Source organism: Plesiocystis pacifica SIR-1, assembly GCF_000170895.1.
GTDB lineage: Bacteria > Myxococcota_A > Polyangia > Nannocystales > Nannocystaceae > Plesiocystis > Plesiocystis pacifica.
In genome coordinates, this window is record NZ_ABCS01000036.1 from 50,775 (window position 1) to 71,647 (window position 20,873).

At 70.7% G+C, this 20,873-nt stretch carries 19 protein-coding genes; 9 read left to right on the forward strand and 10 right to left on the reverse strand.

What is annotated here, in order from left to right; all coding sequences use genetic code 11:
* Positions 1–17: 17 nt before the first annotated feature.
* The 6 genes from PPSIR1_RS19295 to PPSIR1_RS19320 are packed head-to-tail and all read left to right on the forward strand — an operon-like array spanning position 18 to position 6,039.
* The gene (locus tag PPSIR1_RS19295; RefSeq protein WP_006972804.1) at positions 18–1,421 is read left to right on the forward strand and encodes a SidA/IucD/PvdA family monooxygenase; all 1,404 of its coding nucleotides are present in this window, start codon (positions 18–20) and stop codon (positions 1,419–1,421) included.
* On the forward strand, positions 1,402–2,781 hold the full coding sequence (gene allB, locus PPSIR1_RS19300) for an allantoinase AllB (protein ID WP_045116325.1): 1,380 nt from the start codon (positions 1,402–1,404) through the stop codon (positions 2,779–2,781). The genes PPSIR1_RS19295 and allB overlap by 20 nt, the downstream gene beginning before the upstream one ends.
* Before the next feature lie 59 nt (positions 2,782–2,840).
* Entirely contained in the window at positions 2,841–3,857 is a 1,017-nt protein-coding gene (alc, locus tag PPSIR1_RS19305) for an allantoicase (protein WP_006972806.1), read from the forward strand.
* Positions 3,854–4,378, forward strand: a complete 525-nt coding sequence (gene uraD, locus PPSIR1_RS19310) for a 2-oxo-4-hydroxy-4-carboxy-5-ureidoimidazoline decarboxylase (RefSeq protein ID WP_006972807.1) — start codon at positions 3,854–3,856, stop codon at positions 4,376–4,378. Before alc ends, uraD begins: the two co-directional genes overlap by 4 nt.
* Positions 4,375–4,719, forward strand: a complete 345-nt coding sequence (gene uraH / locus PPSIR1_RS19315) for a hydroxyisourate hydrolase (protein WP_006972808.1) — start codon at positions 4,375–4,377, stop codon at positions 4,717–4,719. Before uraD ends, uraH begins: the two co-directional genes overlap by 4 nt.
* 3 nt (positions 4,720–4,722) lie before the next feature.
* Positions 4,723–6,039: a DUF6986 family protein gene (locus PPSIR1_RS19320; RefSeq protein WP_006972809.1), complete on the forward strand. Its 1,317-nt coding sequence runs from the start codon at positions 4,723–4,725 to the stop codon at positions 6,037–6,039.
* A 7-nt stretch (positions 6,040–6,046) separates the two neighbouring features.
* Here PPSIR1_RS19320 and PPSIR1_RS49420 read toward each other — a convergent pair whose 3' ends face one another.
* Complete coding sequence (locus PPSIR1_RS49420) at positions 6,047–6,748, reverse strand: hypothetical protein (protein ID WP_198154553.1); 702 nt, start codon at positions 6,746–6,748, stop codon at positions 6,047–6,049.
* 79 nt (positions 6,749–6,827) lie between these two features.
* Here PPSIR1_RS49420 and PPSIR1_RS19330 point away from each other — a divergent pair, with 79 nt between their 5' ends.
* Positions 6,828–7,775 (forward strand): hypothetical protein, encoded by a 948-nt coding sequence (locus PPSIR1_RS19330; protein ID WP_157595719.1) that lies wholly within the window; start codon positions 6,828–6,830, stop codon positions 7,773–7,775.
* A gap of 13 nt (positions 7,776–7,788) precedes the next feature.
* On the opposite strand, the gene PPSIR1_RS19335 is transcribed toward PPSIR1_RS19330, so the two are convergent.
* Positions 7,789–8,457 carry a TetR/AcrR family transcriptional regulator gene (locus tag PPSIR1_RS19335; protein ID WP_198154554.1) on the reverse strand — a complete coding sequence of 223 codons (669 nt, stop codon included), beginning with the start codon at positions 8,455–8,457 and terminating at the stop codon, positions 7,789–7,791.
* Positions 8,458–8,557: 100 nt separating this feature from the next.
* On the opposite strand from PPSIR1_RS19335, the gene PPSIR1_RS19340 reads away from it, so the two are divergent.
* The gene (locus PPSIR1_RS19340) at positions 8,558–9,466 is read left to right on the forward strand and encodes a metal-dependent hydrolase (RefSeq protein WP_006972813.1); all 909 of its coding nucleotides are present in this window, start codon (positions 8,558–8,560) and stop codon (positions 9,464–9,466) included.
* A gap of 7 nt (positions 9,467–9,473) precedes the next feature.
* Here PPSIR1_RS19340 and PPSIR1_RS19345 read toward each other — a convergent pair whose 3' ends face one another.
* The 6 genes from PPSIR1_RS19345 to PPSIR1_RS43190 all read right to left on the reverse strand — a co-directional run bounded on the left by PPSIR1_RS19345 (position 9,474) and on the right by PPSIR1_RS43190 (position 17,957).
* The gene (locus PPSIR1_RS19345; RefSeq protein WP_006972814.1) at positions 9,474–10,331 is read right to left on the reverse strand and encodes a hypothetical protein; all 858 of its coding nucleotides are present in this window, start codon (positions 10,329–10,331) and stop codon (positions 9,474–9,476) included.
* Positions 10,332–10,488: 157 nt separating this feature from the next.
* The gene (locus PPSIR1_RS19350) at positions 10,489–10,860 is read right to left on the reverse strand and encodes a hypothetical protein (protein ID WP_006972815.1); all 372 of its coding nucleotides are present in this window, start codon (positions 10,858–10,860) and stop codon (positions 10,489–10,491) included.
* A 10-nt stretch (positions 10,861–10,870) separates the two neighbouring features.
* Positions 10,871–11,833 (reverse strand): hypothetical protein, encoded by a 963-nt coding sequence (locus tag PPSIR1_RS19355; protein ID WP_157595720.1) that lies wholly within the window; start codon positions 11,831–11,833, stop codon positions 10,871–10,873.
* A 24-nt stretch (positions 11,834–11,857) separates the two neighbouring features.
* Entirely contained in the window at positions 11,858–13,594 is a 1,737-nt protein-coding gene (locus tag PPSIR1_RS43185) for an eCIS core domain-containing protein (RefSeq protein WP_006972817.1), read from the reverse strand.
* A gap of 457 nt (positions 13,595–14,051) precedes the next feature.
* The gene (locus PPSIR1_RS19365; protein ID WP_006972818.1) at positions 14,052–15,884 is read right to left on the reverse strand and encodes a penicillin-insensitive murein endopeptidase; all 1,833 of its coding nucleotides are present in this window, start codon (positions 15,882–15,884) and stop codon (positions 14,052–14,054) included.
* Positions 15,885–15,923: 39 nt separating this feature from the next.
* Positions 15,924–17,957, reverse strand: coding sequence for a serine/threonine protein kinase (locus PPSIR1_RS43190; RefSeq protein WP_157595721.1), 2,034 nt, complete (start codon positions 17,955–17,957; stop codon positions 15,924–15,926).
* 187 nt (positions 17,958–18,144) lie between these two features.
* Between PPSIR1_RS43190 and PPSIR1_RS48035 the strand changes: the two genes are divergently transcribed.
* The gene (locus PPSIR1_RS48035; RefSeq protein ID WP_157595722.1) at positions 18,145–18,696 is read left to right on the forward strand and encodes an SRPBCC domain-containing protein; all 552 of its coding nucleotides are present in this window, start codon (positions 18,145–18,147) and stop codon (positions 18,694–18,696) included.
* On the opposite strand, the gene tssC is transcribed toward PPSIR1_RS48035, so the two are convergent.
* Together tssC and tssB are read right to left on the reverse strand one after the other, a co-directional pair.
* Positions 18,693–20,147, reverse strand: coding sequence for a type VI secretion system contractile sheath large subunit (gene tssC / locus PPSIR1_RS19380; RefSeq protein ID WP_420813367.1), 1,455 nt, complete (start codon positions 20,145–20,147; stop codon positions 18,693–18,695). The genes PPSIR1_RS48035 and tssC overlap by 4 nt on opposite strands.
* 218 nt (positions 20,148–20,365) lie before the next feature.
* Complete coding sequence (gene tssB / locus PPSIR1_RS19385; protein WP_006972822.1) at positions 20,366–20,872, reverse strand: type VI secretion system contractile sheath small subunit; 507 nt, start codon at positions 20,870–20,872, stop codon at positions 20,366–20,368.
* Between the last annotated feature and the right edge of the window lies 1 nt (position 20,873).

Consider the following 20,873-nt stretch of genomic DNA (forward strand, 5'->3'; position numbering starts at 1 on the left):
GCGCGAAGAGCGACGACATGCAAGGACTCGAAGACCTCGAGCGCCGGGTCGAGCGAGACCTGACGCTGACCAGCTACCCATCCCGAGATTGGCTGCTACCCCGAACGACGCGCGAGGGCCAGCCCGTCCTCGACGTGCTGATCGTCGGCGGGGGCCAAAGCGGCCTGGCGACGGCCTTTGGGCTGATGCGCGAGCGCGTCACCCGAATCCTCGTCCTCGACCAGAACGCCGCAGACCGGGCCGGGCCGTGGCTCAACTTCGCCCGGATGAAGACCCTGCGCACGCCCAAGCACGTGACCGGGCCAGACCTCGGGCTGCCCAGCCTGACCATCCAGGCCTGGTGGGAGGCGCAGCACGGCGAGGGCTCGTGGGCCGAGGTCGGGCTGATCCCCAAGGAGTCGTGGGCGGCCTACCTGGCCTGGTACCGCCGGGTGCTCGACATCCCCGTGCGCGCCCAGACCACCGCCGGGGCCATCGAGTGGCTCGAAGACGAGGGCTGCTTCGCCGTCCCGGCGGACACCCCTGGCCAGCCCACCGAGCGCCTGTTCGCCCGCCGGGTCGTGCTCGCCACGGGCATCGAGGGCTCCGGCGACTGGTACGTGCCGGCCTTCGTGGCGAAGGCCCTGCCCCGCGAGCGCTACGCCCACACCCGCTGGGACATCGACTTCGGCGCCCTCCGGGGCAAGCGCGTCGGGGTCCTCGGCGCGGGCGCGTCGGCCTTCGACAACGCCTCGGTGGCCCTCGAGACCGGGGCCGCCAGCGTCGATCTGTTCTTTCGTCGGCCCAAGCTCGTCGACGTCAACGCCTACCGCTGGGCCGAGTTCGTCGGCTTCCTGCGCCACGTCGGCGACCTGCCCGACGCCGATCGCTGGCGCTTCATCCGGCAGATCGTCCGCATGGGTCAGCTGCCGCCGACGGACACCCACGCCCGCGCGACCCAGCACCCCAACTTCGCCCTGCACCCGGGCTCGCCGTGGACCGACCTGGCCCTCGACGGCGACGAGATCGTGGTGACCACGCCCGGCGGGCAGCACCGCCTCGACTTCGTCATCGTCGGCACGGGCTTTCGCACGGACCTGGGCAAGCGACCGGAGCTCGCCAACATCGTCGAGCACATCAGCACCTGGTCCGACCACTACACGCCCCCCGCCGAGGACAGCCACGAGGACCTGCTGCGCCACCCCTACCTCGGCCCGAGCTTCGAGTTCGTCGCCCGGGACGAGGCCGCCGCGCCCTGGCTCGGCCGGGTCCACAACTACACCTTCGGCTGCCTGCTGTCCCTGGGCTTCGGCGGCGCGAGCATCTCGGGCATGAAGTACTCCATCCCGCGGCTGGTCGGGGGGCTCACCCGCTCGCTCTTCGCCGAGGACAAGGACGCCTACTTCGATTCGCTCGCCGCCTATGACACCGCCGAATTTTGAGAACTCTGAGACCCCTGGCCGCTTCGCCCTGGCCAGCGCCCGCGTGGTCGCGCCCGAGGGCATCGGCCCGGCGGCGGTCATCGTCGCGGGCGAGACCATCGAAGCGGTGGTCCCCCGAGACGCAGCCATCCTCGACGGCCTGCCCGTGGAGGACCTCGGCGAGCGGGTCATCATGCCGGGCCTCGTCGACACCCACGTGCACATCAACGAGCCCGGGCGCACGGACTGGGAGGGCTACGCGACCGCCACCCGGGCCGCGGCCGCCGGGGGCGTGACCACGGTCGTCGACATGCCCCTCAACTGCATCCCGGTCACGACCAGCGTCGCGGCCCTCGCGGCCAAGCGCCAGGCCTGCGCCGGCAAGCTGTCCGTCGACACGGGCTACTGGGGCGGCGTGATCGGCCAAGACGACGCCGAGCTGGCGGCGCTGACCAAAGCCGGCGTGCTCGGGGCCAAGGCCTTCCTGTGCCCCTCGGGCATCGACGAGTTCCCCTCGGTCGACGAGGCCCAGCTGCGCCGGGGGATGGCGGTGCTCGCCGCCGCCGGCCTCCCGCTCCTCGCCCACGCCGAGATCGAGAGCCCCGTCGAGGACGACTCGATGGACCCCCGGACCTACGCCAGCTACCTCGCCTCCCGGCCCGAGCGCTGGGAGCTCGACGCCATCGAGCTGCTGATCCGCCTGAGCCGCGAGACCGGCTGCGCCGTGCACATCGTCCACCTCTCGGCGGCCTCGGCCATCCCGGTCATCGCCCAGGCCCGGGCCGAGGGCCTGGGCGTGAGCGTCGAGACCTGCCCGCACTACCTGAGCCTGGCCGCCGAGTCGATCGCGGCCGGGGCCACGCACTTCAAGTGCGCCCCGCCGATCCGCGAGCAGGCCAACCAGGATCTGCTGTGGCGCGGCCTCGAAGACGGGCACATCGACATGGTGGTCAGCGACCACTCGCCCTGCACCCCCGCCCTCAAGCAGCTCGAGCGCGGGGACTTTGGCCAGGCCTGGGGCGGCATCGCCTCGCTGCAGCTGACCCTGCCCCTGGCGTGGACGGCCGCGAGCGCCCGCGGAGTCGGGCTCGCCCAGCTCTACCAGTGGCTGTCCGTCGCCCCGGCCAAGCTCGCGGGCCTCGAGGCCAGCAAGGGCCGCCTCGCCCCGGGCTGCGACGCGGACCTGTGCGTGTGGGACCCCGACGCCTCGCTGACCGTCGACGGCGCGACGATGTACATGCGCCACGATCTGACCCCCTACCAGGGCCAGACCCTGCTCGGGGCCGTCGAGCGGACCTACCTGCGCGGCCAGCTGATCTGCGAGGCCGGCGTGCCCCTCGGGCCGCCGCGCGGGCGCGAGCTCCTGCGCGGACGCCCGTGAACCAGCCCCGAGCCACAGACGAATCCGATTCGATTAGACCAGGCCAGACCAGACCCGACATGCAAGGCGACGAACTCCGACCTCCCTCCGTGTTCACCGGCCTCGTGGACCTCGCCGCCGCCTCCCTCGGCGGCCGGGCCCTCGGGACCTCCGACGACTTCTTCGCCAGCGTCGACAACCTGGTCCAGCCCGGGCGCGGCGAGTGGCGCGAGGGCGCCTACACCGATCGCGGCAAGTGGATGGACGGCTGGGAGTCCCGGCGTCGGCGCGGCGGGGGGCCCTTCGACTGGGCCGTCGTCGAGCTCGGCGCCCCCGGGCTCGTGCGCGCCTTCGACATCGACACCAACCACTTCACGGGCAACCACGCGGCCTTCGCAGCCGTCGACCTCGCGGCGATCGAACCGGGGGCGCCCGGCGAGCTCGACCTCGAAGCCCTGTCCTGGACCGAGGCCCTGCCGCCCACGCCCCTGGCCGGCGGCGCGCAGAACCTGCTCCTGGCCGCGACCCCGACCCTCGCCACCCACGCCCGCCTGCGCATCTACCCCGACGGCGGCGTCGCCCGCTTTCGGGTCTATGGCGACGTCCAGCCGCGCTGGCCCGCCCTCGACCAACGCGTCGACCTGGCCGCGCTGCGCAACGGCGGCCGGGCCCTGGCGTGCAGCGACATGTTCTTCTCGCCCATGGCCAACGCCATCGCGCCTGGCGACCCGGCGGACATGGGCGGCGGCTGGGAGACCCGCCGGCGCCGACACGGCCGCCCCCACGACTGGCTGATCCTCGAGCTCGGCGCCCGCGGGACCGTCGAGCGCGTCGAGCTCGACACCCTGTTCTTCAAGGGCAACTACCCCGACCGCGCCTCGGTCCTGGCCGTCGACGCCCCCGGCGCGAGCACGCCCGAGCTCATGCTCCCCGACACTCCGTGGCGCCCGCTGGTCGTCGACGAGGCCCTCGGCCCCAACGCCCGCCACGCCTTCGACCTGTCCGAGCCCACGCCCCCCTTCACCCACGTGCGCCTCGACATCGTCCCCGACGGCGGCATCAGCCGGCTGCGCGTGCTCGGGAAGCGGACGCCATGAGCGACGCCCTGTCGACCGCCGCCGCCCACCTCGACGGCCTGCCCGAGGCCGAGGTGGAGGCCGCCCTGACCCGCTGCTGCGGCGCGAGCCGCTGGGTCGCGGCGATGCTCGCCCGGCGCCCCTTCGGCGACGGCCCGCGCTTGCTCGACGCCGCCGAGCAGGCCTGGGCCGCGCTCGAGCGCGCCGACATCCTCGAGGCCTTCGACCACCACCCGCGCATCGGCGCGAACCTGGACGCCCTGCGCGACAAGTTCCGCGCGACCGCCAACTGGTCGGCCTCGGAACAAAGCACCGTCGCCGCGGCCGACGAGGCCACCCTGGTCCGGCTGCGCGACGGCAACCTCGCCTACGAGGCCCGCTTTGGCTACATCTTCATCGTCTGCGCGACCGGCAAGAGCGCCGCGCAGATGCTCACCCTGCTCGAGCAGCGCCTGACCCACGATCCTGCGCAGGAGCTGGCCATCGCCGCCGCCGAGCAGGCCAAGATCACCCGTTTGCGCCTGGAGAAGCTCGCACCATGAGCCGCAGCCCGATCACCACCCACATCCTCGACACCGCCCTGGGCCGCCCGGCCGCGGGCGTGACCCTGACCCTCGATCGCCGCGACGGCGCGGCCTGGACCCGCCTCGGCGAAGGCGTGACCAACGACGACGGGCGGGTCACCGACCTGCTCGCCCCCGGCAGCCTCGAGGCCGGGGTCTACCGCATCGAGTTCGAGGTCGCCGCCTACTTCGCCCGGACCGCGCGCGAGTCCTTCTACCCGAGCGTCAGCGTCGAGTTCGAGGTCCGCGCGACCGACGAGCACTACCACGTGCCCTTGCTGCTGAACCCCTTTGGCTACTCGACCTACCGAGGGAGCTGAGCCATGTCGAACACCGAGACCCCCACACCCAGCCTGGGCGAAGCCGCCGCCCGCGTGCTCGAGCGCCTCGAGCCCGCCAACCGCGAATTCACGGCGCGCTTTGGCGGCGACCGCCCCGACCGTCAGCCCGTGCACACCGTCTACGGCGGCGCCCAGCTCTACAAGGCCGAGACCACGACCAAGCTCGGGGAGCTGGCCCTGCGCGCCCTCGACCAGCACGCCCCCGACGCCCAGACCTTCGCCGAGGCCGTGGGCATGGCCGGCGACGCGGCCCTCGCCGCCAAGGTCTACGGGCGCGTCCGGGCCAAGCTCGAGCGCGAGCCCGTCGAGGACTTCCGCATCGACTTCGAGGATGGCTACGGGACGCGCACCGACGCCGAGGAGGACCGCGAGGCCGCGCGCACGGCCGGCGAGGTCGTCGAGGCCATGGGCCGAGGGCAGCTCCCGCCCTTCATCGGCATCCGCATCAAGTCGCTGACCGAGGAGAACAAGGCCCGCGCCGCCCGGACCCTCGACATCTTCGTCTCGACCCTCGTCGCCAAGCTCGGCGCGCCCCGGCTGCCCGACAACTTCGTCGTCACCGTGCCCAAGGTCAGCATCCCCGAGCAGGTCAGCGCCGTGGTCGAGCTGTGCGAGCTGCTCGAGGACCACACCGGCCTGGCCCGGGGCGCCCTGGCCCTCGAGCTCATGGTCGAGACCACCCAGTCGATGGTCGACGCCCACGGCCGCGCGACCCTGCCCCGGCTCCTCGACGCCGCCCGCGGGCGCTGCACCGGCGCGCACTTTGGGACCTACGACTACACCGCCAGCGCGAGCGTGACCGCGGCCTACCAGGTCATGGACCACCCGGCCTGCGACATGGCCCGCAACATGATGATGTGGGCCTACGCGGGCACCGGCGTGTTCTTGTCCGACGGGGCCACCAACGTCATGCCCGTGGGCGACACCGAGACCGTCCACGCCGCCTGGCGCCTGGCCTACGGGCACACCCGGCACTCGCTCGAGACCGGCTTTTACCAGGGCTGGGACCTGCACCCCGCCCAGCTGCCCGTGCGCTACGCGGCCTGCTACGCCTTCTTCCTCGAGGGCTTCGAGCAGGCCGCCGAGCGCCTGTCGAACTTCATCGCCAAGGCCGCCCAGGCCACCTTGGTCGGCGAGGTCTTCGACGACGCCGCCACCGGCCAGGGCCTGCTCAACTACTTCCTGCGCGCGCGCAACTGCGGGGCGATCACCGACGCCGAGCTGGCCCAGACGGGGCTGAGCGTCGAGGAGATCCAGCTGCGCTCGTTTGCGAAGATCCTCGCCGGGCGCCGCGGCTAAACCAGGCCTAGCAGTGATCCTTGCCCGGGGTCATCCCGGGCGGCAGCGGCTCCCAGACCACGACCACGCTCGAGGCCGTGTCCCGGCACATCACCGTCAGGTCGTAGAACCAGCCCTCGCCGTAGTGCTTGCAGCTCGTGTACGAGCCGACCTCGTCCATGAACGTGACCCGCCGCGCGACCTCGTCGCAGCTCTGGCCGATGAGCGAGACCGCCGGGTCGCCGGGGTAGAGCTCGCGCAGCTTCTCGTCGAAGTCGCTGAAGGTGAACTGCACGCCGCCGCTGGCCCGCAGGGTGATCCCGGGACCCTGCTCGTAGCTCAAGGTCACCTCCTTGGCGTCGGGCTTGCCCTCGACGGGAAACATCGGGTCCGCCGCGCGGCGCTCGTTTGGCTGGCCGAGGGCCGCGACGACCTGCGCTTCGGTCAGCCCCTGCCCCCGCGGCAGGTTGAGCACGGTCTCGAGCTCCTCCCAGCCGATGCTGTCCTTGGCTTGCTTGGGGAAGTCTGCGGGGGGCGGCTGGAGGCCCGGGGCAGGCTTGGCGGGCTCGGGCTCGGGCTCGGGCTCGGCAACCTCGGCCGGCGCCTCCACCTTCGCGTCGTCCGACTTGGCCTTCGCGCCTGCGGGCTGCGGGTCCGCGTCGCAGGCGAGGGGGACCAGGCTCAGGCTGGCTACGGCTAGGAGCCTTCGGGCTCTGCTCGAGTCGTACATGCGCTCAGCCTCGACCATCCCCGAGGACCCAACAAGTCGTGAAAGCACCATGGCCTCCGCGCCTCTATACTCCCCACTCATGGGCGTACTCGGAGCACTGGGAACGATCAACCGAAACACGAGCTTGGCCGGGAAGGTCGCCACCTTCGTCTTCTTGCTCGGCATCGGCGGAGCCGGTGAGGTCATGCTGGTCTACCGCGATAGAGGCCCCTGGTACGCCGAGAACGGAGTGGACCTCGCCATCCTCGGGTGGATGGTCGGAGCCTCCCTCGCCGTCGCGGTGCTCATCGGCGCGCTGCTCGCTCGAGTTCATCCCAGGAGACGCCTGCGCCTGGGCGCGTCCGCTGGGGTCGGGCTCGCGCTGTGCCTCGTGATGACGGGGATCCGCTGGTTCTTCCCGGCCCCGACGGTCGCCGGCGCCAACGCGGCCTTCGAGGTGGGAGATGTCGGCGCCGCCGAGTCCGAGCTCGTCGCCGCCGAGGCCCGCGGGGCGGACCCCTTGGAGACGGCCGCCCTCCGAGCACGCATACGCGCGAAGTACGAGGCCAGGGCGGCCCAGAGCCCCAAGCGACAGACCGATGACGAGCGCATGCTGGCCTCGCTCGGCGAATTCTCCCTCAAGACCGACACCAACACGGTCCTCGAGCGGCGCTGGGAGAACCCCGACAACCAGGCCCTCGCGCAAGCCCGCGTGCTCCGGCGCGCGCAGGCCCAGCTCGACGCCGCGTGGCTCGAGCGCGACGCCTTCGCCCTGCGCCGCATCGCCGCGCAGACCCAAGGCCTCGACCCCGCCTTCACCCGCGCCTGCGAGCTGCGCGGGATGTTCGCGGAGGCCGAGTCCTGCCTCCAACGCGAGAACCTCCCCTGCGTCGCGGAGGGCCTGAAGCTCATCACGGCCAAGCAGGCCGAGGGCGCGGAGGGAGAGGCGGACCCGCCGGCGCTCCCCCTCGAGCTCGCCGCGCTGTTCGACGACTTCGAGACGGCGGCGAGCACCCTGCCCAGCGCCGACGCCGAGACGGACAGCTGAACCCGAGCGCGACCTAAGCCTCTGGCGCGCAGTCCTCGAGGCGAACGCCCGCCGCCACGAGGGCGTGCTCGAGGCTCTGAATCAGCAGCTCGATGAGCGCGGCCTGGGGCACCGCTTTGCGCTCGAGCCACTCGAGGCTGGCGAACTCGACCATGCCCAGCCACCCCCGGGCGGCCACGCGCACGAGCTCGCGGGCGGCCTCCGTCTCCGGCGCCCGGGCCCCGATCGCCTCGAGCATCTCCGTGACGATCGCCGCCCGGGTCTGCTCGAGGATCTCGCACACCTCCGGGTCGAAGCCGATGCCGCTGCGCATCAGGGTCACGTAGGCCCCGCCAAAGCCCGCCACGAAGTCGAGGTAGGCCTGAAGGCCCAGCTCCACCCGCCGGTGCCCCGGATCCTCCGCGCCCTCCCCCGCTCGCGCCTCGAGGTCGCGCGTGGCCACGATGCGCTCGCGGAGCATGCTCGCGCCAAAGCGAACGCTCTCGACGTAGAAGCCCCGCTTGTTGCGAAAGTAGTGGTAGAGCAGGCCGCGGGAGATGCCGGCAGCCTTGGCGATGTCGTCGATCGAGATCGACTCGTAGCTGCGCTGGCCAAAGAGCTCGAGGCCCAGGCCCAGCAGCTGATCTCGGCGCGCGCCGACGTCCAGACGAGACGTCCGCGCGCTCTTGGCGCGACGCGGCATGAGCCCTTGGATCATAGTCTAGGCGCGGGTTTGAACAAACCATGGGAACTGAATTGAATTCAGTTCAATAACGCGTCATGCTCGACCGCGGAGACACCGCATGAAGCTGCCCGTCGATCCCCGAGCGCTCTTCGACTCACTGCGCGACCTTCGAAGCCGCACCCGCACGCCGCCGGCCACCGTCGACAGCGGCCGCGACCCCATCGTCCGGCGCATGGACTTTGGCTTCACCAACCCCGAGCTCGACTTCCCCAAACACTGGATGGGGGGCAGCGTCCTCGGCACCGCCATCACCAACGGCATGAACCTGCTCTTCCCCGAGGGCGAGCGCTTCTTCGTCCGCAGCGTCCGCTACTACATGGACGAGCTCGAGGACCCGCAGCTGCGCGCGCAGGTCCAGCGCTTCTTCGGCCAAGAGGGCCAGCACGCCCGCTCGCACCAGCAGTACATGGAGGTCCTGACCCGCCAGGGCTACGACCTCGACGCCTTCCTGAAGCCTTACAAGCGCGTCGCCTTTGGGATCATCGAGCCGGCCGCGCCCAAGGTGCTGTGCCTGTCCATCACCGCCGCCCTCGAGCACTTCACCGCGACCTTCGCCGAGGCGGCCCTGAGCGAGCGCTTCTTCGACGAGCTCGCGCCCCCGGCCATGGCCGAGCTGTTGCTGTGGCACGCCGCCGAGGAGATCGAGCACAAGGACGTCGCCTTCGAGGTCCTGCGCCAGATCGACGATCGCTACAGCGTCCGCATCGCGGGCTTGGTCGCCGCCTGCATCTTGCTGTGGGCGTTTTGGACCGCGGCCACCCTGAGCTTGCTGGCTCAAGAAAAAGAGCTCGACCCCAAGCGCCTGGTACAGGAGTGGCTCAGCGCCGTCCGATCGGGGCGCACCGGCGGCACGAAGATGCGCCGAGCCTTCCTGTCCTACCTCGAGCCGGGCTTTCACCCGGCGAACACCGGCAACGACGAGCTCGCCCTGGCCTACCTCGAAGAGATCGGCCGACGGGCGGGCTGAGCGTTCGCTAGCTTGCCAGGGAGCGCTCGAACAGCTCCCCAGCCTGCGTGGCCGTACGCGCGCGCTCGGCCCAGCGCTCGAGCGTCTCGACTCGCGTCTCCTCGTCGACGCGAGCGCGCTCGACCTCGGACAACGCGATGCCCCGAACCTCGAGGAGCGCGAGCACCATCGTCTTCAGTACGCGGCGGCGGCCCTCCTCGACGCCCTCTTCGTGGCCGAGGTGATAGGTCCCGCTCCGGCGCTCGATCTCCATGAGGCGGTCGTCGTCGGGAGCGAAGGGGAATTCTTGGATCAGCGTGAGGCGCATACTCTCGTCTACCGCGGCCAGAATCGTGGTCGCGTCACGCATGCGCCGCTTGGCGGGGAGCCGCGAGACGACCTCGAGGCCCCAACGCGCGGCGTCGATGTCCCCCTGGCAGGCATGCAAGGTTGCCCCCAGCACGGCTGCGCTCGGCCTCGCTAGCGCTTGGGCCATGTCGTAGCCGACCGGCACCCGACCCGCGTCGAGCACGATCACCTCGAAGCGCGGCGGCCCGGTCTCTTTCCAAGCGGCCAGCTGTCGGGACACCGCCTTGTTGAACGACACCACCACGACCCAGGTCTCGCGCTCGTGCTCCTCGGCCAGCGCGGCCTGATAGTGGGGAATTCGCCAGCGTTTTTGCCCGTTCGTGCGGCTTTGGACCTCGACGGTGAGGACCAGGCCTCCGCCACGCTGCTCGCCCTGCGGCCCATCGGCGACCAGCACGAGATCGGGGAAGAGCTGCCGCCGCGCCAGGTCGATGTCGAACACGTCGATCGCCCCCTGTCGGTCGAGGGGCGCCTCGAGGCCGGGAGGACGCTCGATTCGAGCGAGCAGAAACGCCATCCACGGGTCGTCCCGAAAGAGGGCGAGGACTCCTTGATGAAGTGCACCAGGCATCGCTTCCTGTTCGGCCCGGGCGCGCGTGCCTTGCAGCGAAGTGAACTCGGGCAAGGCAGAGGCGGCCAGCAGCCTGGCCAGCCATGCCTCTCCAGCGCCGCGATTAGCCTTCTGTCGCGGGCTCGCGCAGCTCGGGCGGCGGAGGCTCGAGGGGCAGCTCGGGCACGTCCCCCCGCTCGCGGCGGAGCTCGAGGGTGACCCACAGCAAGATCACCACCGGGATCAGACACACCACGATCCCCGCGATGGCCAGGCCCTTGTCCCGACCCGCCTCGGCCCGTGCGATCGCCATTCCCGAGACCACCAGACCGGCCGCCCCGAGCAGCGCCCCGAGGCCCAGGCCGAGGAAGATCAGCCCGATCCCCATGAGCCCGAGCTCGGCGCCCCACAGCAGGCCAAGGGCGAACACCACCAGCGCGGCGACGCCCAGGCCGAGGCCAGCGCGCGCGAGCCGTCGCGGGCGAGAGTCGGTCATCTAGAGCAGTCTAGCCTGGACCCACGAGGTAGAGGCGGTTGAGCTGATAGTCGGCCCAGGCCGCCTCCATGGCCTCGGGGTTGGGGGCCGCCGAGGCGGCGAAGGGCGGAGCCTGGGAGCCCATGGGCCAGGCCTGCCAGGTGAAGCCGCCGTCGGCCATGTAGACGTGCCCCTCGGCGTAGCCCAGCCACAGGAGGAACCAGGTCGCCTCTTGACCGAGCAGCTCGCGGTCGCCCATGGACGCGTACCAGCGCGGGTAGAGCTGGGTCTGGTTCGGGCCCCCGTTGGCGCTCTCGTCGACCATCGGGACCGAGGTGTCGTAGACGGCGGTCCCGTCGTCGAAGTACTCGTAGAGCACCGCGTCGGGGAAGCTCGCAAAGGTCACCCCCGTGCTCGACGCGCCCAGCTCCGGGGGGATGAAGTAGGCCGCCTGCACGTCCTCGCCCGCGAGCACGCCGAACACCTCGTCGATGGGCGCTGGCACCTGCCACGCGCCGCCGTCGCGCCGGTAGACCGTGCCGTCCCCGCCGATCACCAAGAGCGTGTCCCACACGTCGATGTAGGTCGCGGCCAGGGGCTCGACCTCACAAGGCGGCGCGTTCTCGCCGGACCACACGGCGTCGAGGGGGGCCTCGTCCCAGCTCTCGTCGTCGAACTCGTAGGTCCACAGCACCCGAGCGCAGGCGGGCTCCCCCGTCGTCGACTCCTCCGTGCCGGTGTCCGTGCTCATCCCCTCGTCCGTCGTGCCGGCGTCCGTCGAGGTCCCCTCGTCGGTCGTCGTGCCGCTGTCCGTCTCCGTCGAGACCTCGTCGGCGCCCTCCGAGGTGGAGCCCTCCGTGTCCGCGCCGTCGGTGTCTTCGTCGTCGACCGAGACCGACGAAAAGGTGTCTCCGCTGTCCTGTCCCCCCGCGCAGCCGAGGCCGAGCACGGACAGCGCTCCGATCAGTCCAATTCCCGACCACTGGTCGTTCATGGCCGGAGTCTACCAGGGCCCCGCTCAGCTCGGATCTACGGCCCGGCGCTGGTTCTTGCTCAGGTGCGGGCGGATGTTCTGGATCCACATGTTGGGCATGATGCTGCTGCGGATCTCCGTCAGCTGGGCGTTGGTCAACTTGCGGACGACGTGGCGCATGGTCGGCTTGTTGTTGTTCCGCGCCGACATGTTCTGCCACGAGGAGTTGGTCAGGATCTGGTTGTCGTTGCAGTACCGCCAGACCTGCCTGCCCGTCATCATCTGCAGCACGCTCTGGCGCAGGTCGTTGTTGGAGATGGCGTTGATGAAGCCGTAGAGCTTGGTCCGCGCCGCGCCACCGAGCGCCATGATGTAGCGCATGGTCGGCGCCGTGATCCCGTCCGCCTGGAAGTCGAAGGTCGCGTCGACCCGAGCGGCCCAGGCGGTCAAGGCCCGGCTCAGATCGGTCGCCAGGCCCCCAAGGGCCTGGGCGTAGATCGCCGTGGCGTCTTCCATGTAGATGTTCACGCGGCCCGTGGAGGGCGTGCCGTAGACTTTTTGCCCCGCCCGCGCCTGCTTGATGCGGAACTTGTACATGTTGGTCCCGACGTAGAGCTGCCACATCTGGGGCACCTGGGTCTGGATGGTCTGCAGGACCTGCGGCGGGAAGGTCTGGGCGTGGGCGGCCGCACCCGTAGCCTCCATGGACTCCATGACCACGACGTCCGTGAGCCGAAAGCGCTGCCCGTAGGCGTTCTTGAACAGCGCCGTGTCCAGGGTCATCACGGTGTTGTCCCACCAGCCGTCGGCGATCATCGCCTGGCTCGTGTCGAGGTCCCCGGGCACCCGCCCGCGGGGGATCCGCTCGGGGTAGGTCATCACGAAGCCGTGGTCCTTGCCGGCGAACTGGACGGTGTGCACCCACTGCCCCGTCGTGCTCTCGACCAGGCGCGAGCCCACCGACATGGCCCAGTCCTCGCAGTTTCCGCCCTGGGCCGCCGCGGCGATGTAGCGCGTCAGGTGCCACTCGTTGGCCGAGAACCAGTCCTCGTACTCCCGCGTCGTGCTGACGTTGGCGACGTGAGTGGTGACCGAGGTCTCCAGCGCCCGCTGGAAGGGCCGGACATGGTTGACCGGCGCGCCGAGGTCGACCAGATCGCGGAGGAAGTCCGAGGCCGCGGCGGTCTCGTAGCCATGGTTGGTGAGGTCGGCGACGACGTTGCCGCGGTGCATGCCGCTGGCCAGGTTCTCGCGGATCGCCTGGCCCTCGCCGATCATCTGGACGCTCGGGCTCCCGCCGCCCCCTCCCCCAGACTCCCCAGCGCTGGCGTTCAGGTAGGGCGCGAGCAAGGGCTGGGCCGACTCCCCGCGCACGACCGCGTCGGCCACGGCGTCGGCGTTTCGCTCGTAGCGATCGCCCGCCGAGCCGACCCCGCCCGGGAGCTGCACCCCCGCCCGCTGTTGCACGAGGTGGGCCGCCTCGTGGGCCGCCGTGTGCAAGCTGGGCGAACTCGACTGGAAGGCCACGCTCGAGCCGAAGGCGTAGGCCTTGGCCCCGATGCTGCGCGCGGCAAACCCCGCCTGGGCGTCCATGTGCGCCGTGTTCCCGGCGAGGCTCAGCCCAAAAGAAGACTCGATCGCCGACCGGTGCGGGAAGGCCTGGCCGCTGCCTCGGACGCCCTCCGCGGCCCGCTCGACGACGCCTGCACCACCGGCGACGCGGCCCCCCAAGGCCTGCAGCGTGGCCCCAGCGGGGGTCGCCCCCAAGCCCTCCTTTGCCACCGCGCCGAGGCTCGGACAGGGCGCTGCACGGCCGGGGTTGGGGCCCCCCCCCCCTGGCACTTCTTAAATTTGGGCATCCCGCGGGCCTCGCTGAGCCCCCGCTGACGCGGGCGCAGACCCACCCCGAGGACGCTCTCGACTAGACTCCGACCGGGAACGCCGCATCGCTCAAAACGCTAGCACCGGACCCCGAACCACACTCGCGCGCGCACGAGTAAGCGCTTGCGGCTGCGCAACGACTTTCAGGTCAGGGATGGCCTGCCCCACGTCAACGACTCAACGACTCAACGACCCAACGACTCAACGACTCAACGACTCAACGACTCAGCGCCCCCGCGAGCGGGGGCGACCACATGCCCCCTCCAAGGCACGAACTCCATTGCCCACCAAGCCAAAGCGGAGGAGTGGAGCGACGAAGCGCCCCCGGTTCGAGATGCCCGTGGGGGCAAAGCAGCGCTCAGTCGCCGGGGCCGTGGGCGAGGCGGTTGGAGCAGCCCGCCTCTTTGTCCGCCCGGCTGCACTTGAAGCGCACGTGCACGTGGTGGGTGTGCCCGGGCGAGTGCTGCAGCAAGCTCTTGCGGTGATGCTCCCCCCGCGGGTAGGCGATCATCGCGTCGAGCTCTTCGTCGGTCGCGCCCATGATCTTCGCGGCCTGGTAGACGCGGTCGTGGAGCTCGTAGGCCAGGAACACGGCGTGGACCTCTCCGGTCTCGTGCAGGGCCTGGAGGAAGCCGTAGAGCGCGAACCAGTCGGCCTCCTCGGACTGCGGCCGGTAGTCGCGATCGTTGAGCTGGTTCTTTTTGTAGACGCCCTTGAGGGTCGGCAGCCAGATGTCGACGTCGCGCCCGGACTGGTGCGACTTGTGGGGCGGGAAGTGGCCGCCCTTCTTCTTGCTCATGTCCGCGACGACGATCTCGCCCTCGAACTCGTAGTTGTAGCGGAACGAGGCGATGGCCCACTGCAGGTGCTTGGCCATGTGCCCGCCGCACCACATGATGTTGGGGTAGCGGCGCTTGTAGAGGTCGTCGTTGCGCGGGAACTGGATGGCGTTCTCGATCGAGCCGTTGTTGGGCGAGCCGACCGAGACGGCGTCCTCGCGGACCTCGAAGGTCGGGATCTGGGCGTTGGCCTTGCGCTGCAGCGGCTTGGGGTCGATCCAGATCGACAGCTCGGCCTTGCGCGGGAGCTCGTCGCCGACCTCGGGGTTGTAGGCGCGCAGCTTGGCCACGGGCACGTCGAAGCGCTTGGACAGGCTCGACCACGACTCCTTCTTCTCCGTGCGGTAGGCGAAGTTCTGCGAGGGCAGCGGCCGGGTCAGCGGGTCGACCTCGACGCGGAGCTTGCGGCCGACCTCGAGCGCCTCGGTCTCGCCGACGCCGTTCCAGCGCGCGAGGGTCGGGAGCGGGATGTCGTAGCGCAGCGCGATCTCTTCGAGGCTCTGGGCCGGGATGACCACGTGCTCGATCCACACCTTCTTGGTCGTGTCGTCCTGCCCGCCCTCGTCGCCGCCCGCGACCAGCTCGACCACGGAGTCGTCGTCGCCCCCGTCGGTCGACGTGTCGCCGCCCGACTCGGCCTCGGCGAGCTCGTCCTCCTCACCGCCGATGCGGCTGACGCCGAAGGCGAGCAGCCCGATCACCGCCAGCGCGCCGCCGCCGATGCCGGCGTAGCGCAAGATCTTGCCGCGCTCTCGGGCCTCGATGCTCGCGCGCACGAAGCTCTCCTCGAGCTCGCCGAGCTGCAGCTCAGGGTCGTCGGTGCCCAAGCTGGCCTCGAGGAAGTCCTGGGCCTGGCGCAGGTTCCGGCGACGCAGCAGCAAGCGGCCGGGCCGGTCCTGCTCGTCCCACTCCTTGGCGTAGCGGCTGATGCGGTCGTTGAGCCGTCGAGCCGCGCGCTCGCTCTCGGACTTGCGCAGCAGGGGCCCGCGCACGCCCATGCCCATGGCCCCCGCGCCCCGGGACCGGATCGGCCGGCCGACGAGCGCCCCCGTCCCGCCGATCTCGACGCTGACGAGGTAGCTGCCGACGGTGACGGACACCCCGGGCTCGAGGGGGGTCGGGCCGTGGATGCGCTGCTCGCCGATCCACGTCCCGTTGGTCGAGTTGCGATCGGCGATCGAGAAGGTGCCCATCGGGTCGCGGACGATCACGCAGTGGTCCGAGGACACGCCCCCTTGCTCGAGCACGACGTCGTTGGTCGCCGCCCGCCCCAGGCTCAGCTGAGCCTTGGTGAAGGGGAAGCTGCGGGTCTGCCCCTCGGGGTCGGTGATCTTGATCCGTGCTCCCTGCACTCTCTCGCTCGCCTCCCCCGGCCCTCGCTCGAGCCCTGCTCAGAGTGTGAAGGTGTGGTCGGTGATCTTGGTCTGCTTGGCCTTGGGGAAGCGCGCCTTCTTGACGGCCCCGGCCACGCACTTGCCCACGGGCGTGTTCGAGTGGGGCGGCCGCGGCGAGGCGGACTTCACCTTGCCGTCGACGATCATCATGTTGACCTTGACCTTCATGCCTGGCAGGCCGCCCTTGCTCTTGCAGCTGCTGACCTTGGACTTGACGCGCTTGAGGCCGCGGGTGACGTCCGCCGCGCTCAGGCTGGCCTTGACCTTGGTGGCCGTCGGGGGCTTCTTGACGGGGTCGGGGTTCTCCGCCGGCTCGTCCTCGAGGACCAGGCCGTCGTCTCCCTCCGCGCCCGCGTCATCCGCGGCCCCCTCGTCTGCCGCCGCGCCTGCGTCGGCCGCTGCGACCTCGGGGCCCGCGTCTGCGGCCCCTGCATCGGCCGCGCCCGCGTCCGCTGCCGCGCCGCCCTCTGCAGCGCCTGCGTCGGCCGCTGCCGCGCCTGCGTCTGCTGCTGCCGCGCCCGCGTCCGCTGCCGCGCCCTCGTCGGCCGCCGGCTCTGCGCCCGCGTCTGCCGCTGCGCCGTCTGCCTTGGCGTCCCCGCCGTCGGCCTCGGCGGAGGCGTCGGCGACCTCCTCGGAATCCTTCTTGCCCCCAAAGGCGACGACGGCGATGACGATCAGCAAGATGAGCCCGAGGACTCCGCCGCCGATCATCATGTAGAGCTTCTTGTTGTCCTCTTGCTTCGGCGCGGGGCTCGGGGCGGGGCCCGCCAGGCCGGGCGGCATGGTGCCAGGCACGGGCCCGGGAACGGCCGCGCCGGAGCCCGAGCCGCTCATGTCGAGCATCATCGTCGCGCCGTCGGCCGGCTCCGCGTCGGCGCCCAGGGTCGCGCCGCCCATGTCGAGCATCATCGTCGCGCCGTCGCCCTCGGCCTCGTCGCCGAGGGACACGCCGCCCATGCCGTCGAGCATCATCGTCGCGTCCGAGCCGCCGCCTTGGTAGCCAGGCGGCGGCTGGCCGGGGGTCATGCCCGCGAAGGGGTTCGGCCCGTCCTCGTCGAGGACCATGGTCCCCTTCTCGGTCACCCGCGGCTTGTTCTGCGGGGGCATGGTAGCGACCTCGCCGTTGGCCTGGGCGATGGCCTGCTCGAGCGCCGCCATGTCGCGGAAGCGGTCCTCCTGGTTCTTCTCGAGCGCGGTCATGATGATCCGCTCGACCTCGTCGGAGATGTCCGCGTTCGGGGCGACGTCCCGAGGCAGCGGCGCGGGCTCGTTCATGTGCTGGGTCAGCACGCGCATGAAGTTGGTGCCCGGGAAGGGCAGCCGCCCCGTGAGCATCTCGAACATCATGCAGCCCACGGCGTAGACGTCCGTGCGCGAGTCGACCGGGTCGCCGCAGGCCTGCTCCGGCGCCATGTAGCCGGCGGTCCCGAACACCGCGCCCGTGCGGGTCAGGCCCGAGGTCGAGTCGTCGACCTTGGCGATGCCGAAGTCGAGGACCTTGACGTAGTCCGTCGCGCTCGATCGCTTGATCAAGTAGACATTGGCCGGCTTCATGTCGCGGTGGATGATCCCCGACTCGTGCGCGGCCTTGAGGGCGCGGACGACCTGCAGCAAGATGTTGCGCGTCCGCATCCACGGGAGGGCGCCGCCCTCCTTGAGCAGGTCGGACAGGTCGCTGCCCTCGAGCAGCTCCATCACGAAGAACACGGACCCGCCCGGCACCTGGCCGAAGTCCATGATGTCCACGATGTTCTCGTGGCGGATCATCGATGCCGCCCGCGCCTCTTGGAGGAAGCGCTCGACGTTGGTGCGGTCGTGGCAGAACTCCTGCTTGAGCACCTTGATGGCCACGCGCTTGCGCAAGGTGACGTGCTCGCCCAGGTAGACCCGGCCCATGCCGCCGTCACCAAGGACCGAAAGAACCTTGTACCGATCGGCCAATACCGTGCCGACGAGGTCCGGCGGGGGCTTCCAGCCAGGAACCGAGGATTGGGGCGGGCCGCCTTGGTTGAACTCAGTCGAATCCGACACGGGGTCTCCTCGGCCAGGGGATGGCACCTGGCCGACATACCAGGCGACTCTACCCGATCGCGTCAGGCGCAGCAGCAGGATCGAGATGTCGTGGGTGCCGCGGGGTGAGACCCAGGCCTACATGACCGCATTTCAACCAAGCGCCCGGCTCGCGGGCCAACGGAGCAGCGCACGTATGCTCCCCCAGGTGCCACACACCACCCACGCCCACCTGCTCATGGGTCTGGTCCTCGCAGCGGTCTGTGCCTGCACCGCCTACGACCCCGCCCGCGACCGCAAGATCCCAAGGCCCCCGAAGGTGGTCGAGTGGAGCCACGAAGCCTCCATCCCGGCGCCCCCAGAGGCCGTGTGGGCCGTGCTCGTCGACTTTGACCACTACGCCGACTGGAACCCGTGGATCGTGTCCGCCAGCGGACCTGCCGAGCTCGGCGCGCGCGTGGACATCGAGGTCGTGCTCGACGGCGAATCCCGCTCGATGTGGCATCGCATCACCGCCGTGGACGCCCCCGGGCGCCTTTGCTGGCGCGACGGCGGGCCGACCACGGCCTTCGCCACGGGTCTGCGCTGCCGCGAGCTCGTCGACGACGGCGCCGGCGGGACGCGCTTTCGGGTCGTGCTGACCGTCGGCGGGAGCGCCCGGCGCACGGTCGAGACCCGCTACGGCGGGCAGCTCCAGGCCTCCATGGAGGCCGAGACCGAGGCCCTCGCCGCCGAGGTCCTCCGCCGCGCGACCGACTAACCCTCGCGCTCGAGCTTGCCGACGAGCGAGAGGGTGAAGGACGCGCCCATGTACTTGAGGTGCGGACGCAGCTTGAGGTGCGCCCGGTACCAGCCCGCCTGGCCGGGGACCTCCTCGACGGTGATCTCTGCCTGGCGCAGGGGTCGGCGCCCGCGGACGGCCGGCGCCGGGTTGTCCATGTCCGAGATGTACTGGCGCAGCCAGGCGTTGAGCTCGCGCTGGAGGTCGCCGCGCTCGAGGTGGCGGCCGATCTCCTCGCGCTGCAGCACCTTCAAGTAGTGGGCGAGGCGGCAGACGATGTAGATGTAGGGCAGCTGCGCGCCGAGCCGGGCGCCCAGGCTCGCCGCCTTGCCCTCCTCGGTGTTCGCGTAGGTCTTGGGCCGCTGGCAGGAGTTGGCCGAGAAGAAGCACGCCCTCCCCTCGCCCTTGAGGAAGACCATCCCGATGAAGCCCTCCTCCGACAGCTCGAATTCGTGGCGCTCGGTCAGCTGCAGCTCCGTGGGCATGCGCGACTCGATGCCCGCCATCGACGGGAAGTCGATCATCGCCAGGCCATCGACGGCGCCGCCGGCCGTGGGCCCGATGATGTTCGGGCTCCAGCGGTAGCGGGCGAAGCTCTCGGCCACCCGCGTCGCAAAGCAGTAGGCCGCGTGCCCCCACAGGTAGTTCGCCTTGTCGGGGGTCTGCTCGATGTAGGTGAAGGCCTCGACGTCCTGGCGGCCGTAGGGCTCGCGGAGCAGGAAGCGGGGCAGGCACAGGGCCACGTAGCGCGAGTCCTCGCTGTCCCGGAAGCTGTGCCAGCGCGTGTACTGAGGCGTCTGGAACAGGGCCCGCACGTCGGCGTAGGTGGCCAGCTGCTCGAAGCTCTCCTCGTTGAAAAAGCGCGGCGAGGCGTTGGCCAGGAAGGGCACGTGGGCCATGGCCGCGACCGCGGCGCAGTTGGCCAGCAGGTTCATGTCCATGGGCCCCGGGTCGAACTCGTAGTCGCACACGATCGTCCCGTAGGGCTCGCCGCCGAAGGTGCCGTACTCGATGGCGTAGACCAGGCGGTAGAGCCCGGACTTGGCGATCTCGGGGGCGTCCTCGAAGTCGTCGACGAGGTCCTGCTTGGAGCAGTTGAGCAGGTGGACCTGGATGTTCTCGCGGAAGTTGACCTGCTCGATGAGGTAGCGAAGCGAGCGCCACGCGGCCTCGAGGCTCTGGAAGCGCTCGTCGTGGAGGATGGCGTCGACCTGGAGCGCGAGCAGGCGATCGAGGGCGACGATGCTCGCGTCCACGCTGGGCGCGTCGACGAGGATCTGGTGGGGCTCGACGGTGATGCCCTTGCGGATCCGCGTGTCCGGGACGACCTCGGCGTTCTCGAGCATGTCCTCGAGCAGCGCGGCGTTGTCGGCTGGCTCGGACAGCGCCGGCTCGGACAGCGCAGGCGCCTCAGCGCCCTCTCCCGTCAGCGACTCCGGCGCGTCGAGGTCGGCGGGCTGCGCTGCTGCCTTGGCGGCCGCCTCTTCCTTCGCCTTGGCCTCGGCCTCGAGCTCGGCCGGGTCGGGGTCGTCGAAGTCGTTGAGGCGCGTGCGCAGGTAGGCCGACACGGCCCGGTGCAGGTCGCGGTAGTCGGGGTGCGCCGCGTCGACCTCGGCGCCCTCAAGGATCCAGTCGAGCAGCTGCGCGCTCATCCCTGGGCCCCCTTGCCGGCCTTGCGCTTGGGGTAGGGCACGTTCAGCTCGCGCCGCAGCTGCGCCCGGGTCTCCGGGGACGACAGCGCCTTTTGCATGCGGAACACCAGCGAGCCCTCGCGCAGCCAGTGCTTGAGCTCGGTCAGCCCCTGCCGGGCCTCGATCATCGCGCGCAGCTCGGGGACCTGCTCGGCGACCCACGCCGGGGTGAAGTCGGCGAGCGAACGAAACTTCAGGTGGATGGCCAAGGTGTCCTCGGGGTCGTCGCTCATCGCGTTGGCGACGTTGACCCGGAGCTCGAGGCCCATGTCCGACATGACCGCGCCGAAGTTGCCGCGATCGACCTTGATCGGCACGCGCTCGTCGAGGGGCCGGTCGTCCTCGGCGCCCGTGTAGTCCCCGATCACCAGGATCTTGAAGGGCAGCTCCTTCTCAGCCTTGGTCTCGTTGTCGCGGTAGACCAGGTTGACGCGGTCTCGGTTGGGCGAGTTTTGCTGGGCCATG

Excerpts from the sequence above, each read along its gene's own strand:
- PPSIR1_RS19320 (WP_006972809.1), top strand. The coding sequence starts at position 4,723 with ATGTCGAACACCGAGACCCCCACACCCAGCCTGGGCGAAGCCGCCGCC.
- uraD (WP_006972807.1), top strand. The coding sequence starts at position 3,854 with ATGAGCGACGCCCTGTCGACCGCCGCCGCCCACCTCGACGGCCTGCCC.
- allB (WP_045116325.1), top strand. The coding sequence starts at position 1,402 with ATGACACCGCCGAATTTTGAGAACTCTGAGACCCCTGGCCGCTTCGCC.
- PPSIR1_RS19355 (WP_157595720.1), bottom strand. The coding sequence starts at position 11,833 with ATGAACGACCAGTGGTCGGGAATTGGACTGATCGGAGCGCTGTCCGTG.
- PPSIR1_RS19345 (WP_006972814.1), bottom strand. The coding sequence starts at position 10,331 with ATGGCGTTTCTGCTCGCTCGAATCGAGCGTCCTCCCGGCCTCGAGGCG.
- PPSIR1_RS19335 (WP_198154554.1), bottom strand. The coding sequence starts at position 8,457 with ATGCCGCGTCGCGCCAAGAGCGCGCGGACGTCTCGTCTGGACGTCGGC.
- PPSIR1_RS19295 (WP_006972804.1), top strand. The coding sequence starts at position 18 with ATGCAAGGACTCGAAGACCTCGAGCGCCGGGTCGAGCGAGACCTGACG.
- tssB (WP_006972822.1), bottom strand. The coding sequence starts at position 20,872 with ATGGCCCAGCAAAACTCGCCCAACCGAGACCGCGTCAACCTGGTCTAC.
- uraH (WP_006972808.1), top strand. The coding sequence starts at position 4,375 with ATGAGCCGCAGCCCGATCACCACCCACATCCTCGACACCGCCCTGGGC.
- alc (WP_006972806.1), top strand. The coding sequence starts at position 2,841 with ATGCAAGGCGACGAACTCCGACCTCCCTCCGTGTTCACCGGCCTCGTG.
- PPSIR1_RS19340 (WP_006972813.1), top strand. The coding sequence starts at position 8,558 with ATGAAGCTGCCCGTCGATCCCCGAGCGCTCTTCGACTCACTGCGCGAC.
- PPSIR1_RS19330 (WP_157595719.1), top strand. The coding sequence starts at position 6,828 with ATGGGCGTACTCGGAGCACTGGGAACGATCAACCGAAACACGAGCTTG.
- PPSIR1_RS49420 (WP_198154553.1), bottom strand. The coding sequence starts at position 6,748 with ATGTACGACTCGAGCAGAGCCCGAAGGCTCCTAGCCGTAGCCAGCCTG.
- PPSIR1_RS19350 (WP_006972815.1), bottom strand. The coding sequence starts at position 10,860 with ATGACCGACTCTCGCCCGCGACGGCTCGCGCGCGCTGGCCTCGGCCTG.